This is a genomic window from Corynebacterium sp. HMSC066C02 (assembly GCF_001814945.1).
Taxonomy (GTDB): domain Bacteria; phylum Actinomycetota; class Actinomycetes; order Mycobacteriales; family Mycobacteriaceae; genus Corynebacterium; species Corynebacterium aurimucosum.
In genome coordinates this window covers 106094-122336 of record NZ_KV818469.1, presented here as the reverse complement: position 1 = coordinate 122336, position 16243 = coordinate 106094, and the positions used below count along the sequence as shown (strand labels likewise).

At 60.2% G+C, this 16243-nt stretch carries 15 protein-coding genes, 2 tRNA genes and 1 pseudogene; 8 read left to right on the top strand and 10 right to left on the bottom strand.

From position 1 onward, the window contains the following. Positions 1-23: 23 nt before the first annotated feature. Both HMPREF2996_RS10040 and ppgK read right to left on the bottom strand, forming a co-directional pair. The gene (locus HMPREF2996_RS10040; protein ID WP_070446768.1) at positions 24-1493 is read right to left on the bottom strand and encodes an RNA polymerase sigma factor; all 1470 of its coding nucleotides are present in this window, start codon (positions 1491-1493) and stop codon (positions 24-26) included. Positions 1494-1694: 201 nt separating this feature from the next. Further along, positions 1695-2492: a polyphosphate--glucose phosphotransferase gene (gene ppgK / locus HMPREF2996_RS10035; RefSeq protein ID WP_070731244.1), complete on the bottom strand. Its 798-nt coding sequence runs from the start codon at positions 2490-2492 to the stop codon at positions 1695-1697. A 334-nt stretch (positions 2493-2826) separates the two neighbouring features. On the opposite strand from ppgK, the gene HMPREF2996_RS10030 reads away from it, so the two are divergent. Beyond that, positions 2827-3117, top strand: coding sequence for a DUF4193 domain-containing protein (locus tag HMPREF2996_RS10030; RefSeq protein WP_070446770.1), 291 nt, complete (start codon positions 2827-2829; stop codon positions 3115-3117). A gap of 64 nt (positions 3118-3181) precedes the next feature. Here the strand turns inward: HMPREF2996_RS10030 and HMPREF2996_RS10025 are convergent, their stop codons facing one another. Further along, a complete protein-coding gene (locus tag HMPREF2996_RS10025) occupies positions 3182-3709 on the bottom strand; it encodes a DUF3093 domain-containing protein (RefSeq protein WP_070446771.1) in 528 nt (175 codons plus the stop codon). A 113-nt stretch (positions 3710-3822) separates the two neighbouring features. Between HMPREF2996_RS10025 and dut the strand changes: the two genes are divergently transcribed. From dut to dxs, 5 genes are all read left to right on the top strand, one after another. Beyond that, on the top strand, positions 3823-4299 hold the full coding sequence (gene dut / locus HMPREF2996_RS10020) for a dUTP diphosphatase (protein WP_070446772.1): 477 nt from the start codon (positions 3823-3825) through the stop codon (positions 4297-4299). Positions 4300-4344: 45 nt separating this feature from the next. Next, the gene (locus HMPREF2996_RS10015; protein ID WP_070731242.1) at positions 4345-5259 is read left to right on the top strand and encodes a DUF3710 domain-containing protein; all 915 of its coding nucleotides are present in this window, start codon (positions 4345-4347) and stop codon (positions 5257-5259) included. Between the two features lie 55 nt (positions 5260-5314). Next, positions 5315-6070 carry a DUF3159 domain-containing protein gene (locus HMPREF2996_RS10010; protein ID WP_070446774.1) on the top strand — a complete coding sequence of 252 codons (756 nt, stop codon included), beginning with the start codon at positions 5315-5317 and terminating at the stop codon, positions 6068-6070. Then, positions 6067-7359: a class I SAM-dependent RNA methyltransferase gene (locus HMPREF2996_RS10005; RefSeq protein WP_070719187.1), complete on the top strand. Its 1293-nt coding sequence runs from the start codon at positions 6067-6069 to the stop codon at positions 7357-7359. The genes HMPREF2996_RS10010 and HMPREF2996_RS10005 overlap by 4 nt, the downstream gene beginning before the upstream one ends. A 114-nt stretch (positions 7360-7473) precedes the next feature. Next, positions 7474-9366: a 1-deoxy-D-xylulose-5-phosphate synthase gene (dxs, locus tag HMPREF2996_RS10000; protein WP_070719189.1), complete on the top strand. Its 1893-nt coding sequence runs from the start codon at positions 7474-7476 to the stop codon at positions 9364-9366. Here the strand turns inward: dxs and HMPREF2996_RS09995 are convergent. Together HMPREF2996_RS09995 and HMPREF2996_RS09990 are read right to left on the bottom strand one after the other, a co-directional pair. Further along, positions 9363-10610 (bottom strand): HRDC domain-containing protein, encoded by a 1248-nt coding sequence (locus HMPREF2996_RS09995; protein ID WP_070731241.1) that lies wholly within the window; start codon positions 10608-10610, stop codon positions 9363-9365. The two genes, dxs and HMPREF2996_RS09995, sit on opposite strands and share 4 nt — an antisense overlap. Position 10611: 1 nt before the next feature. Continuing rightward, on the bottom strand, positions 10612-11226 hold the full coding sequence (locus HMPREF2996_RS09990; protein ID WP_070731279.1) for a DUF3000 domain-containing protein: 615 nt from the start codon (positions 11224-11226) through the stop codon (positions 10612-10614). Between the two features lie 176 nt (positions 11227-11402). Here HMPREF2996_RS09990 and hemQ point away from each other — a divergent pair, with 176 nt between their 5' ends. Beyond that, on the top strand, positions 11403-12104 hold the full coding sequence (hemQ, locus tag HMPREF2996_RS09985) for a hydrogen peroxide-dependent heme synthase (protein WP_070446778.1): 702 nt from the start codon (positions 11403-11405) through the stop codon (positions 12102-12104). Positions 12105-12160: 56 nt separating this feature from the next. On the opposite strand, the gene msrB is transcribed toward hemQ, so the two are convergent. From msrB to HMPREF2996_RS09960, 5 genes and pseudogenes are all read right to left on the bottom strand, one after another. Further along, positions 12161-12574: a peptide-methionine (R)-S-oxide reductase MsrB gene (msrB, locus tag HMPREF2996_RS09980; RefSeq protein WP_070522057.1), complete on the bottom strand. Its 414-nt coding sequence runs from the start codon at positions 12572-12574 to the stop codon at positions 12161-12163. After that, a complete protein-coding gene (locus HMPREF2996_RS09975; RefSeq protein WP_070731239.1) occupies positions 12571-13782 on the bottom strand; it encodes a glycosyltransferase family 87 protein in 1212 nt (403 codons plus the stop codon). The genes msrB and HMPREF2996_RS09975 overlap by 4 nt, the downstream gene beginning before the upstream one ends. A 104-nt stretch (positions 13783-13886) precedes the next feature. Further along, positions 13887-14330 (bottom strand): annotated as a pseudogene (locus HMPREF2996_RS09970) (dihydrofolate reductase family protein); the annotation flags it as partial. Between the two features lie 205 nt (positions 14331-14535). Beyond that, positions 14536-15432 (bottom strand): TDT family transporter, encoded by an 897-nt coding sequence (locus tag HMPREF2996_RS09965; protein ID WP_246823026.1) that lies wholly within the window; start codon positions 15430-15432, stop codon positions 14536-14538. Positions 15433-15692: 260 nt separating this feature from the next. Next, a tRNA-Val gene (locus HMPREF2996_RS09960) sits at positions 15693-15767 on the bottom strand. Between the two features lie 290 nt (positions 15768-16057). Between HMPREF2996_RS09960 and HMPREF2996_RS09955 the strand changes: the two genes are divergently transcribed. Beyond that, positions 16058-16133, top strand: a tRNA-Gly gene (locus HMPREF2996_RS09955). The last annotated feature ends 110 nt before the right edge of the window (positions 16134-16243 follow it).

Sequence of the window (16243 nt, the reverse complement as noted above, 5' to 3'; positions counted from 1 at the left end):
GCCGCTTTATTTCTTCAGTTTGCTTAGTCCAGGTAGTCGCGCAGCACCTGGGAACGCGATGGGTGGCGCAGCTTAGACATGGTCTTCGACTCGATCTGGCGAATACGCTCGCGGGTAACGCCGTAGACTTGGCCAATTTCGTCTAAAGTGCGCGGCATGCCATCGGTCAGGCCGAAGCGCAGGCGAACCACGCCGGCCTCGCGCTCAGAAAGGGTAGTGAGCACATCTTGGAGCTGGTCCTGCAGCAAAGTGAAGGACACAGCGTCGACGGCAATGACGGCCTCGGAATCCTCGATGAAATCACCGAGCTGGGAGTCACCCTCATCACCGATGGTCTGGTCCAAGGAAATAGGCTCGCGGGCATACTGCTGGATCTCCAGCACCTTTTCCTCGGTGATGTCCATTTCCTTCGCCAGCTCCAGAGGGGTAGGCTCGCGGCCCAAGTCCTGCAACAGCTCACGCTGGATACGGCCCAGCTTGTTGATGACCTCCACCATGTGCACCGGAATGCGAATGGTACGGGCCTGGTCCGCCATGGCGCGGGTGATGGCCTGGCGAATCCACCACGTGGCATAAGTGGAGAACTTATAACCCTTGGTGTAGTCGAATTTCTCAACGGCACGGATCAGGCCCAAGTTGCCTTCCTGGATGAGGTCCAAGAATGCCATGCCGCGGCCTGTGTAGCGCTTAGCCAAGGACACGACGAGGCGGAGGTTCGCTTCGAGGAGGTGGTTCTTTGCCTTGCGTCCATCACGGGCGATGGCGCGCATATCGCGCTTCTCCATGGGGGAGAGCTTGGCGGCCTTGTCGCCCTCGGCGCGGGCCTTTTCCATCTCATCCATGCGGTATTGAGCGTATAAGCCGGCCTCGATGCGCTTGGCCAGGGATACCTCCTGCTCTGCGTTGAGCAGGGCGACCTTGCCGATTTGCTTCAGGTAGGCACGGACAGAGTCTGCCGAGGCAGTTAGCTCTGCATCCTTGCGAGCCTGGCGCAGGGCTGCGGACTCATCCTCATCCCAGACAGATGAGCCGTCATCTTCTTCTTCAGAGTCCTCGCCCTCGAGGTCGTCATCGTCGTCACCGAACTCGTCGTCCTCGTCCAACTCTGCGTTGTCCGGATCGAAGTCGATATCGGCATCGTCGTTGGTTTCGGCATCCAACTCGTCGTTCTGATCCTCTGCGAGCTCTTCGGCAGATTCAGAGCTTTCAGGCGAGGTTGCCTTCTTGGCTGCCGACTTGCGCACAGTCTTCTTGGCGGTCTTCTTCGTCGCCTTCTGCGCAGACTTGCGAGTTGTCTTCTTAGCAGCCTTCTTGGCGGTCTTTTTAGCCGTCTTTTTAGCCGTTTTCTTCGCAGTCTTTTTCGCGGTTTTCTTAGCCGTCTTCTTGGCTGTCTTTTTTGCCGTCTTCTTGGCGGTCTTCTGTGCAGGTGCAGATGCCTCGGAGGCGCTCTCGCCCTCGCCGAGTACCTGGTCTGAAGAATCAGTGGCTGCCACGTACGCCCTTTCGACTTGCTCTTTGAGTGGAAACTATGGGGACGCGCAAGTTTATCGCGACTAGTCCCCGATGCTAGCCCGCCTCCGTAATGAGCAGGGGAGGCGCGCCGCTGGATATTCGATAATCGACAGCCCAGTATAGATCATTTTTGTCACTAGGCGGTGACTGGGGTCGACTGGGGAAGATAGGGTCTGCTCGGTTTATGGGCGAATGCCTTCCTTCGCTGCCATTGCGGCCCCGACGATGCCCGCGCGATTGCGGAGCTGAGCTGCAACGACTGGGGTTTCGATGCTCAGGTGCTCGCCCCACTTGTCAAACTTTCGAGAGATTCCACCGCCGATGACAAAAGCTGAGGGGTTAAAAAGCGCCTCGTATTCATGGAGTACTCGGTCGACGCGCTTTGCCCACTGCTTAGTCTTGAGCCCCTCACGATCCTTGACTGCGGACGAGGCTTGGTGCTCTGCCTCCTTTTCCCCGACGATGAGGTGGCCGATCTCCGTATTAGGGAAGAGCTGGCCATCTAGTAGGAAGGCAGAGCCGATGCCGGTGCCTAGGGTAAGGAAGATAACGGGGCCGGAGCGCGCGACGTCATCGCCGTAGGCCACCTCGGCGAGGCCGGCTGCGTCGGCGTCGTTAAGCACAGTACAAGGAGCAGCGAGGTACTTGCCCAGCAAGTCCTGTGCATCGACCCCGATCCATGACTTATCAATATTCGCTGCGCTGCGAATAATCTGTTCTTTGACCACCGCGGGCATGGTGATTCCGACAGGACCGTCCCAGTTCTTCTCAGCGACGATCTGCGCGATTACCGTGGCCACGGCGTCGGGGGTGGCAGGCTGTGGCGTGGCGATCTTGAGGCGGTCGCCGACGAACCCTCCTGTCGCGAGGTCTACTACGGCACCTTTGATACCGGAGCCTCCAACATCGATGCCGAAGGCATGGCCATGGTGCTGGGGGCTCGGATTCGTGTCCTGCTGCTGTGATTCTTGCACGGTCATACCGACAGTCTATGTTTAGCCGCCCGATGATGTGGTGATACTTCAGCATTTAAGCCGAAGGTGTGGGGGAGAATACTTCGATTTTCGCTGTCCGATGCATCGTGCCCCAATGCATATTGGGTGAGGTGTGAGGAGCTTTACCCAGAAAAATTTTCCACGATACGAAAGGTGCAAACGCACAGCTTAGAACCATGAAAGCAGGAGCGGAGGGGGTATTAGGGTGAGCCGCATGGTGCCCCCATGGCGGGGCGAGTGTGACACGCGGGCCTGTGTGGTTTAGGATGCCGTCGATAAATACACGTACCTATCTATCTGACTCACAGAGGCAAGCATTATGGCCACCGATTATGACGCACCGCGTCGCCGCGCTGAAGATGAGCTCGAGGCTGATTCCCTCGAGGGCCTGAAGGCGGCTGAAAATGACAACAACGGCATGGATGACGATGGCGAAATCGTCGAGGCTTTTGAGCCGCCGTCAGTAGACCTGACGGGCGAGGAGCTCAACGTCACTGTCGTACCGCGCAAGGAAAACGAGTTCACCTGTTCCGTGTGCTACTTGGTGCAGTCCAATAAGCGCCTGGACCACGAAGAAGACGGGCAGCCCGTCTGCATGGACTGCGCTTAGCTCATTGGTCAGCCAATTGGTTGAACCAATGAGCTAACGAGCTTCCTGATTCTGCACGCGGCGTTTAAGCCTTGGCAGCAGCGGCCTGTTCGGGCACGAAGGCCGCAAGTAGCTCGTCGGGGTTCTTTGAGCCAATGAGCCAATAAGGTGTTGGGTCCTCTGGGTCATCGAGGACAAGCATCACATGTTCTGGTACCCAGCCATGTGTCACAAGGAATGCAGCGGGATCGAGCTGTGGGCCCAACGCATTGCGACGCGCGGTGGCCGGCACCGCGGTGCTTCGGGCGACAACATCATGTGGCAGCTGCGCATCCTTCACGGTGAGCCACCGCGTGCCGTCGGTATCCTGTTCCACCTGCACCACCGTGTTGGACCATGCTAAGAGGACCCACGCGGCGATGGCGCTGAGCAGAATAGCGGGGATGATGACCCACATGATTCCGCGGTTGAGGCTGACCGTGGCTGTAGAGATCACCACAACGGCGGCCGCCATCAACCACCAGTGCCACGGCACCCACTGGCGCTCGCGGTAAAGGATGACGGGGGATTCGGCAGCCGCCGAGGGGGAAGCAGACGAAGAACTCGAAGACATGGCCTCAGAGTCTAGTCGTCTGGGGAGGGGAGAACCCAACGCGCCGAGTAGACATAGCCTCCAGGCCCCAGCCCGTGGGTGCGGCACGGTGGGAGCAAGGTAGGCTGGGCCGCGTGAATGAGCAACATCCCCTCGTAGAACCGGTAAGTCCTTTTGGTCAGATTCAGGTAAAGCGCCTTGATAAGGAGCTTCCGCTGCCGCAGCGCGCCCACCGTGGCGATGCCGGCGCGGATCTCTATGCTGCGCACGATGTCACTCTGCGTCCCGGCCAGCGGGCTTTGGTTGGCACGGGTATAGCCCTTGCCCTGCCGATGGGCACGGTCGGCTTGGTTCACCCTCGGTCCGGCCTGGCAGCCAAGCATGGGATTTCCGTGGTCAACACGCCAGGCACCATCGATGCGGAGTACCGCGGTGAGATTAAAGTCTGCCTTATTAACCACGACCCAGTAGAGACCTTTGAGGTTGAGCGGGGAATGCGTATTGCCCAACTCCTTGTGCAACGCGTGGAGTTGGTCGGTTTCCGTGAGGTTGAGGAACTCGATGAGACCGCTCGCGGTGAAGGCGGTTACGGCTCCACTGGCGTCAACTGACTCGAATAGACCAGTAACACACACGAATTAAGGAAGGCATAAACCATGGCGATGTGGCCCTTTGGCAAAAAGAAGAAGGACGAGAATAAGACCGAGGACGCGGGGAAGAACCCGGATCTCCGTCAGGACGAGGCTGCTCCGGAGGCAGCAGAGACCGTAGCCGATACCGCTGCCTCGGCTCCTGCCGAATCCAGCGCTGGCCTAGTCCGCGAAGCCAACGATGATTCTCATGGTGTTACCGGGATTAAGGCCGTGGCACATGATGCCATCAACGGGGAAATGGGGCCCTACGACGGCGATAATGTTGATATTGCCGAGTTCAACTTTGAGGACTTCTCGGTTGGTTTGCTGGACCTGGGTTCCATGCGCATCCCGCTGCCGAAGGGCTCGCAGGTCCAGGTGGAGATGGGCCAAGACGGCCCGCGCATGCTCCACATCCTTACGCCGCACGGCCGCATGACCCCCGTAGCCTTTGCCGCGCCGCGCACGCCAGGGCAATGGGCGGAATCTGCGGAGGATATCGTCCAAGGCTTGGAAGCCGATGGTTTTGCCGCGCACCCAGAGGACGGGCCTTGGGGATCTGAAATTGTTGGATCCAGCGACAAAGGCGGGATCCGCATTATCGGCGTGGAGGGGCCGCGGTGGATGTACCGATTGACCCTGGCCGCCCCGGCGGGCAAGGAAAAAGAGCTCGCAAAGCTGGGGCGTGAAGTCGTCGCCCGTACCTTCATCTACCGTGGTGAGGCGCCTATCCTGGCCGGAAGTTCGCTTCCTGTTATGCTGCCGCAGCAACTGGCTGAGCAAGTTCAGCAGGCCCTGAAGGAGCGCCAGCAGCAGGCTGCCGATGCCGACAACACTGCAACACCGGAGGCCGCATCAGCTACCGAAGGCGTCGAGAACGCCGCGGAGGCCCAAGCCCGCGAACAGCTGCGGGAGCTCGAAGACAACGAGAAGAACTAAAACTTTAAACGTTGTTTTCTCTCCCCGGCACTAGCGAAAAGGATTCTTAAAACACGTGACCACCCCTACGCCTGAAGAGCACGATTTCACTGAGCGCGGCGCCGCCCCTAGCCCCGCAGATACCGCGGGGCCGAGTACCGATACGTCACCGCAGGCAACGGCCGTGGTCCCGGATGCCGAGGTGGAACCATCGTTGCTCGAACAGATGGGAGGCCTGACTGGGCTCGTGTCCGCGACCCTACCGGTGCTGGTTCTCATCCCAGTCAACAACGTCTGGGGTCTGGGACCAGCGCTGGCTGCGGCGCTCGGCGTGGCATTGGCCATTAGCGTGTGGCGTTTGGCCCGCAAAGAGACCCTGCAGCCGGCTGTTTCCGGCCTGTTGGGCGTAGCTATCTGCGCCGCTATTGCCTGGTTTACAGGGGATGCCAAGGGCTATTTCCTTTATGGAATCTGGATGTCGCTCGTGCTGTTCATCGTGGCGGTGGTCTCTATCATCGCGCGCTGGCCACTCGTGGGCGTGGTCTGGAAGGGCCTGAACGGCGATGACATGGGGTGGCGCACAGTACCGAAGGCACGGCGGGCCTATGCCTTAGCAACAGCGGGGTGGGCCGCAGTCTTCATCGCCCGGTTCATAGTGCAGCGCGCGCTGTACGACGCCGACGAGACCACAACCCTCGGCATCGTCCGCATCCTCATGGGCTGGCCGCTGACCGGTATCGTCACCATCTTGACTGTTTGGATGGTGCGTCGCGCCAACGCTGTTGTTGAGGAAGCGCAGGGCTCCGGAATTACACAAGGAGAAAACTCATGACTAAGACTGAGCGGAACGCTGAGAGCGCAGCCATCACCAAAGGCCAGTCTTTCGGTACCTCCATCGAGCGCATGGGGCACGGCGGTGTCGGAATCGGCGCAGCACCCGACGGGCGTGTGTGTTTTGTCCCCGGCGCTTTTCCCGGAGACCAGGTAGCAGTGACGGCTACCAAGGTGAAGAAATCTTTCGTGGAAGCCGAAATTGATGCTGTGCTCAAGGCAAGCCCTGACCGCGTTGAATCTGCCTGCCCGGCGGCACAGCGTGGTGCCGGGTGCTGCGACTTCGCTGAGCTAGACCTAGCGGCGGAGCCGGGAATCAAGGTCGCAGTCTTGCGGGATCAGCTGCGCCGGGTAGGACGCCTTGAGAGTATTCCAGAAATTGAGCCTATTGATGTGGCGCCCCAGCGAGGGTGGCGCACGCGGGTCCGGTTGGGCGTCGACCAGCAAGGCCGTGCTGGTGTGCGCAAGCGCGGATCCACAGAACTGGTTACGGACGTGGCGTGCAGCCAGCTAGTACCGGGCCTTGTCAGCGGTCTGGTCGGTCCTGGAGCCCGCACATTTAGCCCTGGCGCGGAGGTCATTGCGGTCATGGACAGCGACGGTAACCGCCACGTCGTGGAAACCCGGAAGGCGCCGCGCGGCCGGAGGATCGAGACTATTCGGGAGACCATCGAGGCGCCGACGCAAGACGTAGTTCAACGCGCTGATGGCCACGAGTTTCACTTCCCACCCACCGCCTTTTGGCAAGCACACATCGGCGCACCTGATGTCTACACACGGCTTGCGCGTCAGTGGCTCGCGGCTGAAGGCGAGGCCGAAGAACACGAAGCAACGAAGGGATCCGAGGTCACAGCAGTAGCGTGGGATCTCTACGGAGGAGTAGGGCTATTCGTTCCCGCGCTGGCTGAAGTCACTGCACCTGAGGGTGGGCACGCCACGGTGTATTCCGTCGATTACTCGCCGGCGGCTGCGGCAGCGCAGCCGGGCCTTTCAGGAATTGATGTGCACTTCCGGACAGCTAAGGTGGAGCAGGCCGCAAGCCAGCTGCCGCGGCCAACAACGGTCATTTTGGATCCTCCGCGTACCGGTGCGGGTGTTGAGGTGGTGGACGCCATTGCCGCTGCGGCGCCGCAGCGCGTCCTCCACATTGGCTGTGACCCCGCTACGTTTGCGCGTGATATCGCTGCATGGTCCGAGCGCGGCTACCGCATGGAGCGCCTAGCTATGGTGAATGCCTTTCCGGGAACACACCATTTTGAGACCTTGGCACTGCTGGTTCCTGCGGCATAAGGCAGGATGCATCCGCGGCGGAAGATCCCGGGGTAATGATTGACGTGTCACGCGTATAAGCGGGTACGGTGGTAGAGAAGAAAACGATCGATGAAGGGGTTTAAGGCAAGCTCTATGGGCATTCTGGATTCCATTCAATCACCAGGCGATCTCAAAGCCCTGAGCAAGACGCAACTGGTTGAGCTCGCGGCGGATATCCGCCAGCGCTTGATTGAGAAGGTGTCCGCCACGGGCGGTCACCTCGGGCCCAACCTGGGCGTTGTGGAGCTCACGGTGGCGATCCACCGCGTCTTCGACTCCCCGCGGGACCCCGTCGTCTTCGATACCTCGCACCAGTCTTATGTGCACAAGATGCTCACCGGCCGTGCCAACCAGTTTGATTCCTTGCGCCAGAAGGGCGGCTTATCCGGGTACACGGACCGTGGGGAATCGGAACATGACTGGACCGAATCCTCGCACGCTTCTGCAGCGCTATCCACGGTGGACGGCCTTTCCAAGGCTTTCAAGATTCGCGGTGAATCGCACCGCAATGCCGTGGCAGTCGTCGGTGATGGTGCCCTCACCGGTGGCATGTGCTGGGAGGCATTGAACAACATCTCTGCGGATAAAGACCGCAACGTCGTCATCGTCGTTAACGACAATGGCCGCTCCTATTCGCCGACCATTGGCGGCCTTTCGGAGAACCTCGGGCGTATTCGTGCACAGCATGGTTATGACGAGTTCATGGAGTTGGGCAAGAAACGCCTGAAGTCGATGGGTTGGGTAGGCGAGCGTACCTTTGATGCTCTGCACGCGGTCAAGGAGGGCGTAAAGTCCACCGTTCTGCCTACCGAGATGTTCCCAGAGTTGGGAATCAAATACATTGGCCCCATTAATGGCCACGATATCGACGCGGTGGTCCGGGCACTGAGTTATGCCCGGGACTATGACGGTCCCATCATCGTGCACACCGTCACGGAGAAGGGGCATGGCTTTGCCCCGGCGGTCAATGAGCCGAAGGACCAGATGCACTCCACCGGAGCTATCGACCCGGTCACCGGTGTCTCCAAGGGGCAAAAGCAGCCGGGATGGACTGCGGCCTTTTCCGAGGAACTCATCAAGGCCGGTCATGCGCGCGAGGATATCGTGGCTATTACCGCTGCTATGGCGGGGCCGACGGGTCTTGCGCCCTTCCAGGAGGAATTCCCGGAGCGATTCTTCGACGTTGGCATCGCCGAACAGCATGCCATGGCCTCCGCCTCCGGTCTGGCGCTGGCCGGAATGCATCCGGTAGTGGCGGTGTACTCCACCTTCCTTAACCGTGCAGTGGACCAAGTCGTCATGGACATCGCGCTGCTCAAGCTGCCCGTCACCATCGTGCTCGACCGCGCCGGTGTCACGGGCTCTGATGGCCCTTCGCACAACGGAGTGTGGGACATGGCGTTGATGAGCATCGTCCCGGGGATGCGCATTGCCGCGCCGCGCGATGGCGCACGCCTGCGTGAGCTCTTTAATGAGGCCATCGCTATTGAGGATGGCCCCACGGTGGTGCGCTTCCCCAAGGGCAACCTCCTTGATGACCGCGACGAACTCAAGCGCCTCGATGACGGGGTAGATATCCTGAGCTATTCCGATGCTGCTGCGGCGGAAGCCACTGATGTACTTATCGTCGCTATCGGTGCCATGAGTGCGCGTTCCCTGGGAGCAGCTGAGCTGCTCGAAGCCCAAGGCTTCAACGTCACCGTCGTGGATCCGCGCTGGCCGGTGCCGGTCCCGCAATCCATTGTTGCACTCGCTGCTGATCATGATCTTGTGGTCACGGTAGAGGATGGCCTCTTGCGGGGCGGCGTGGGTTCCATGGTGGCGGAAGCACTCGACGCCGCGGATGTGGATACCCCAGTCCACCGCCTTGGTGTTCCTGGGTGCTTCCCCAAGCATGCCAGCCGCGGAGAAATCCTTGAGGAATTCGGGTTGACCCCGGAGGGAATCACGGACTCCGTGAATGAGTGGGTAGCTGCTCGGAGCTAGAGGCGCGGTGGCATAGAGCGTATTCGCGCTAGACCGCGACGCAGGAGCGGCGCGGATAGCTCTACCTGCCATTCGCGCGCACCTTGGGAACGCAGGAAATCGGGGATATCGGCGTCTGCTGCGATTTCGCCCGCCACACCGCCTTTAGGTCCGCAGGCCGCCCAGACTACAGCGCGGACCAAGCTGGGTTTGAGGATCAGCTCGTAGCTCATGCCCAGCTCTTCACCGAGAGCCTCGAAATCACCACGGATCTCGGTATAGAGCTGCCACAGCTCGGGGAAATCTCGGTTAAAAGCTGATTTGGAAGGAACCGGGCGTGGGCTGCGCAACGCCTTCGGCCACTGCTGGCGCGGGCTAGCAAGGGCGGTCTCGACGGCATCGAACCAGCGCAAGGTGGCGCCGCCGCGGCGGCGGGGGAAGCCTTTAACTTGATTGATTTCGTGCGGCGACCGGGGCACGCGGCGCGCGATGTCGACGAGCACACGGTGCGGCAGTACTCGGTTAGGGGCGATGTCTTGGGAGCGGGCGATGGATTCGCGTCGCTGCCACAGTTCACGGGCTACCACGAGTTGCTCTCGGGAGCGCAGAGAGGAGACACCCTTGAGGGCCCGCCACGACCTAGGTTCAGGCCCAGTGATGCGGGCGTGGTCTTCGACAATCCTCTCAAACTCTTCATAAGCCCAGTCGAGCTTGTCCTGTTCCGCAAGAATATCTCGCAGTGTCACGGCGAGCTCGTTGAGAAGCTCCACGTCGAGCGCCGCATAATTGCGCCACTTCCGCGGGATGGGGGTTTCGGACCAGTCGGAATCGCCGTAGCCTTTTTCCAGTTCAACGTCGAAAAGCTCCAGCACCATTGCGGCTAAGTTAGGGTGTGCGAAACCGGCGAAGCGGGCAGCTAACTCGGTATCGAACAGCATGCCCGGGTATAGGCCCATCCACGCTAGGCTCGGGAGATCGGAAGGGGCGGCATGGACCACCCACTTTTGCCCATTGAGCACCGGTGCGAGTGCTGCGCGGAGCTCATCGCGGTGGTGCTCCGGGGCGAACAAGAACGTGCCTGCACCCTCCCGGCGGATTTGCACGAGGAAGGCGCGGTCATCAAAACGGTAGGACGAGGCGCGTTCGGTGTCGATGGCAAACGGCCCGGTGCCCGCAGCTAAGCGGGCGGCACCGGCTTGAAACTCACGGGGAGAAAGGAGGACTTTCGGCGTCCCATCAACCGGTACCTGGCGCAATTCGCTCATCTTAGCGTCCGAGTTCGGCTACGCCCTCTGGCGGCAAACCAGCGACGAGAGAGAGGACTTGCGCAAAAGCTTCGACGTGTGGGGCGAGATCCAGGCCGGAGGCAGTCCACGAGGCGCGCATTTCTAATTGGTAGGCGCGCGGTGGTCCGCCAATTTCGCCGAAACGAACGGAAGCGGTCGAGGTGACGGTGCCTCCCAAATTCGTATGAGTAGCTTCGCGCACGTCGAGGGATTCAGTGAGCCATTCCCAGGCGACGTCGGGAAGCAGCGGGTCCCCGGCGACGGCATCGTCCAAGTCTGCCTGGATGTAGGCCACCAGGCGCATCGCACCTTCCCAGGCTTCCTCAGCGCCTGGGTCGTGCAACAGGATGAGGCGGCCGAAGGCATCGCCTTCAGAGTCAGTAGGGATAAGGTCCCCGTGTTCTGTGCGCTCAACCTCGAGGCCGATGGCGTGGCTGAATGGAGCCAGGCGTTGCGGTGGGCGGATGGTGCCCAAGGTGATTTCGGGGCGCAGCTGTGCGGTATGGAGGGACTCGACGGCCTCCGTGAAGGCGGTCGGAGTGCTCGGCTCCGCAGGGCGCGATTCGGTGGAAGAGGCGGCGGCGCGATCGTGCAGGTTGGTCGGTGCCCCTGCGAGGTTGCGCGAAGAAACGTCGGAATTGCTCACGGGGATCAAGGTATAAGCTCCGCCCGTGTGGCGGTGGAAGGCGCGCCGAAAAGCTAGTGGCGCGCGGAGGCGCCTCCAACTTATGATGGATAAGAAACTCTGTCGGTTGAAAGAAGGAGAAAGGCATGTCGAAGGTCAACTTCGCCGAGCTCAACAAGGTCCAGCGCTACTCGCAGCACGCGGTATTTCAGGTGATCCCGGGTGCGTTGGGCACGGAGCGCGAGGAGATCGTGGCGCAGGCGCAGAAGTTCTTCTCTGAGCTCGAGGAAGCAGGCGTGGTTACCGTTCGCGGTATCTATGACCTGTCCGGAATGCGCGAGAGCGCTGATTACATGATTTGGTGGCACGCGGAAGAATTCGCCGACATCCAGAAGGCTTTCGCGGATTTCCGCCGCGAGACCGTCCTGGGCCAGGTTTCTGAGGTGACGTGGGTAGGAAATGCTTTGCACCGCCCGGCGGAGTTCAACAAATCTCACCTGCCGTCCTTCATCATGGGCGAAGAACCTGGCGAGTGGATTTCTGTCTATCCCTTCGTGCGTTCCTACGACTGGTACACCATGGATGAAGAAAAGCGCCGCCGCATCCTCATGGAGCATGGCATGCAGGGCCGTGATTACCCGGATGTGCGCGCAAACACCGTGCCGGCCTTCGCGCTGGGTGACTATGAGTGGATCCTGGCCTTTGAGGCCCCAGAGCTGCACCGCATCGTGGACCTGATGTACCTGATGCGCTACACCGAGGCTCGCCACCACGTGCGTGAGGAAATTCCCTTCCACACCGGACGCCGCGTGAAGGACGTCGCTGAGCTCATCGCTATCCTGCCTTAAGAGCTGCGATAATTCGGGGTAGCGGCAGCGAAAGGCACCGGAAGTCGGTTGAGGGTTTAGTCCTCGACCGGCTTTTCTTCTAGGTCGAGGCAGATGGAATTAATGCAGTAGCGCAGGTCCGTCGGCGTATCGTAGCCTTCGCCTTCGAAGACGTGTCCAAGGTGGGACTCGCAGTTAGCACACAGCACCTCGATGCGGCGCATGCCCAGTGAATTGTCTTCACGCTCAATGATGGCGTCGCCGGCCAAAGGGGAGAAGAAGGACGGCCAGCCGCAGTGCGACTCGAACTTTTCCGTGGAGCGGAAGAGCTCGGCACCGCAGGCACGGCAGGAGTACACACCCTCGGTGGTGGTGTTGGTGTATTCACCGACGTGCGGTGCCTCGGTGCCAGCCTCGCGCAGGACGTGGTATTCCTCCGGACTTAGGCGCTTGCGCCATTCAGTATCAGCAATGAGCTTGAAATCAGTCATGCAGGGATTTTATCGCTCGCTTGAGGCTTGGGGCTAGTGCCTCGCTCCGCAGCCCACCAGCCGGCCACCGAGGCGGCGGTGACCACAATGAGCAGTCCCCACCCAAGGGTAGCGATAAAGACGCTCATCCAGTGCGCGGCGGTGGGCATGCTGGACGACGTCCACTCGAGCGGCGCCAAGAATAAAAATGCGGCCAACCATGCTCCCCACGTGTGGAAGACCGAGCGCGCAAGTACCACCGTAAACAGCATGGGGATAAGCCACATGGAGTAATACTGCTGACCCAGGGAGGAAAGGAAGAAGATGCCGACCATGATGGCACCACTGGTGCTCAGCGCCCAGAAGGTGGGCTCACTGTCGTGCCAGCGCAGCAGACCGAGGATCGCCACTGCCGCAAGTACTGCGAAGAGCAACCAGATGGGATAGTAGATGATGCCGGGGAGATCGAAGTAGGCGCGCACGCCCGGCCACGAGGCGTTGGCATAATCGCGCGTGGTGGACAGGTAAGGCACAAGGTTGGCGCGGAAGCCCTCCACGCCGGGGACGAACGGCCAGGCTGCAAGGTTGACTACCAAAGGTACGGCTACGCCCAAGCCTACAGTGAGCCAGCGCTTGCGGACGAGGGCGAGGAAGAGCAGCGGGGCAAATTGTGGTTTGACCAGAATCGCCAGTCCGATGCACAAGCCAGCGGCCCAGCCGTGTTTATCCAACAAGGCCAAGAACGCCACCATCGCGAGCAGCAATAAACCGTTGATGTTGGTAAAGACCAACGTGTTGATAACTGATTCGGTAGCGAAGGCAGCAGCGATGCTGACCGGCCACAGTGGGCCCCGCAGGCTGTGGCCCACGAAGCGGGTCAACACGGCTAGTGCAGCGATGATGGCGGCGGCGTTGGCCAGAATGAAGGCGATGCGCGCGTGTTCCTCGGACACGAGCCCCAAGGGGGACAAGAGGACCGTGGCGCCTGGGTTATACAGGTAGAGCGGTTCGACGAAGGAATAGTTTTGCTCGTAGACCGGGGTGCCCTCCCACAGGTTCCGGATCGCGCGGTAGACGGTGCCGAAATCATCAGTCACCGTGCCGTTGAAGGCGAGCACGAACACGCGATGGAAAACCAAGACGATGGCGGCGGGCCACGCGGCGGCCGTCCACAGTCGCGCGGAATCAGCGAATGTGGAATCTGAGGGTGAGGGAGCCGGAGAAGTCACGGCAGCACAGTTTACGGGGTCTGAGTGCGCCGGTAGCGCAGAAACACCGTGTTGTCGACGGCGGTGACGTTCTCTAGCTCGAGCTTGAGCGCGGGGGAGGTGGCCTCGCCGTCAACGACTGGCTTTTCGACGGAAGGGGAAAGGTGCGGATCAAGCGTCAAATACAGCTTGTCTACGAGGCCTTCTGCGATAAAGGCGGAGTAGACGGATGGCCCACCTTCACAACTGATGCGGCGCGCGCCCTGGGCGCGGAGGGCAGCAATAGCCTCGCTCATGGTTCCGGTACCTGTGCTAACGACTTCGGCACCAGCGTCGGCTAAGCGCCGTGCCTCGAGTGAAGATGCGCGTTCTGCGGGGGTAAGCACGAGGGGGCCAGCTGCAATGAAGTCCTCGAAGCCGGAAAAATCGAGGGAGTGGCTGAAGACGGCGAGACGGGTATTTGACGCCGGCCCATAATCTTCTGCTTTCACCGTGGCTGAGCCGACGACGGCAACGTCCGCCCACTCGCGTAGGGCGGCAAAGAGTTCAGCGTCGGTGTCGTTGCCCATCGGTTCGGAGGTGCCATCGATGGTGGCGGAGCCGTGGAGCGTACTCACCGCAATTAAGCGGATTCCTTCTTGGTCTGGGCCCAGCAGGCGTTCTATTAGCGCAGTGTCACTCATGGCGCCCTACGGTACCTCAAAGGGTGACTATGCCTGGGCTGGGCTGCCCCTGCGCTGGACTGGGCTGTGGGCTGGGCCGAGCTTCAGAAGTTTAGGCGCTCTGGAGCCGCCACGTGCCGAAACGCAGCGCGGAGGCTCCCCAGTGGAGCAGCAAGAGCACCAGTAAAGCGAAGGACAACCGGTGCCAGCCTTCATCCCATGAACCTAGGCACAGCGTTCCGACTGGGAAGGTCGAACCCCACCAGCCGGGGCCGTAGGGAGCCCACGCGAATACCGCTTGGTAGAAGCAGTACATGGCGAATGCTACGCAGGGTGCTCCGATGGCGAACATGATGATGCCGTAGAGGTGGGCGTCAAAAAGCAAAGTCGAGGCGGCCGTTGATTGACCAACCACGCCCAGCGGGATCCACGCTGTACCAGCAGCTGCGCCGCACGGCCTATCTCGGCGTTGTACAAGAGACCGGTAACAGTAGGCGAACAGCGGAATTGCCGTGATGAAGGTGAGGAAGAAGCACAGCTCGCCGGCAAAGTGATAGAACTGCCCATGGTTGATAGCCAATTGGCCTGCGGAGGTCGCCGCCACCATAGGGGAAACCAGCGCTAGCCCCCAAGGAAAAGCGGGCTTGTCGTAGTGGTGCGGCTGCTGGAATAACCCCCAGAGCTGCCACAGGCACACCACGACAGAAAGCGGTGCGCCAATCCACCAACTTACTAACTGGAAGGCAACGTTTCCGGTTAACGCAGTCCACGCCGAGCCGCACGCCAGCAGACCCATCGTGTACATCCCCCACGCCGCCATGTTCTGGTGCCGAGGAGGTTCATTCTTTGCCCCCACGGTAAAAATCACCAGCAGCATTGCTGCGATAAGAGCGAAGACAATTTGGCCTACGTCTAAACCATGTAAACCCGACAAAGTTGACGCAATGGAGGTTCCCATCAAGGCGCCTGCCCAGGCTGGGCCAAACTTTGGCAACTGCACGAAAATCATCCTATTCCTGCACTTGTTGCTAGTGAACTTTTATGGAGTAATTGGATAACTGCGCCAGGGGGCAGGTTCAATGTTGTGCAGGCTTGTTCGACCGTGCCGTGACCCCAACGCGTTAAGGTATGCGTCTAGCTCCGGTGGTCAGTATGAGGCGCAACGAGAAAACACCCCCGCGAGAAAGGATGAATGCAGGTTTATTATCCTCATCATCTCCACGTGGAGGCTTTTATCCAGTACTGCATGTTGCTGACTCGCAGTAATAATGGTGGTCCTAGCTGGGATTGAACCAGCGACCTTTCCGGTGTGAACGGAACGCTCTCCCACTGAGCTATAGAACCTCGGTGCAGGCTTTAAAGTACACCGCGCATATGGAAACCCCTAATCGTCCAGCTCAACCGTGTTTTAATTTGTGGCTTGTCGGCACTAGAGCCTTGATGGAGTTAATAAGGGGGCTTGCAACCGCCATCCCTGCCGTGTCCGTTGTAACTGCAGTCTCAATCACACTGATGTAATCTGAATCCTGTTGGAAGTCAGGGGATTAGTGCCGTGGGCTGCGGATTTGGAAACTGGGGCGGCGCACGATAAAGTTTCTTCTCGCACCACGGCATACCGGCCGGGAACGTGCAATGCGGATGTAGCGCAGTTGGTAGCGCATCACCTTGCCAAGGTGAGGGTCGCGAGTTCGAGTCTCGTCATCCGCTCCAGGACTTTCTTGAAGTCAAGGTCACTTGGCTAGGTTCAAGTAAGAGTCTTGATAAATGCATAGGCGCGATTAGCTCAGTGGGAGAGCGCTTCCCTGACACGGAAGAGGTCA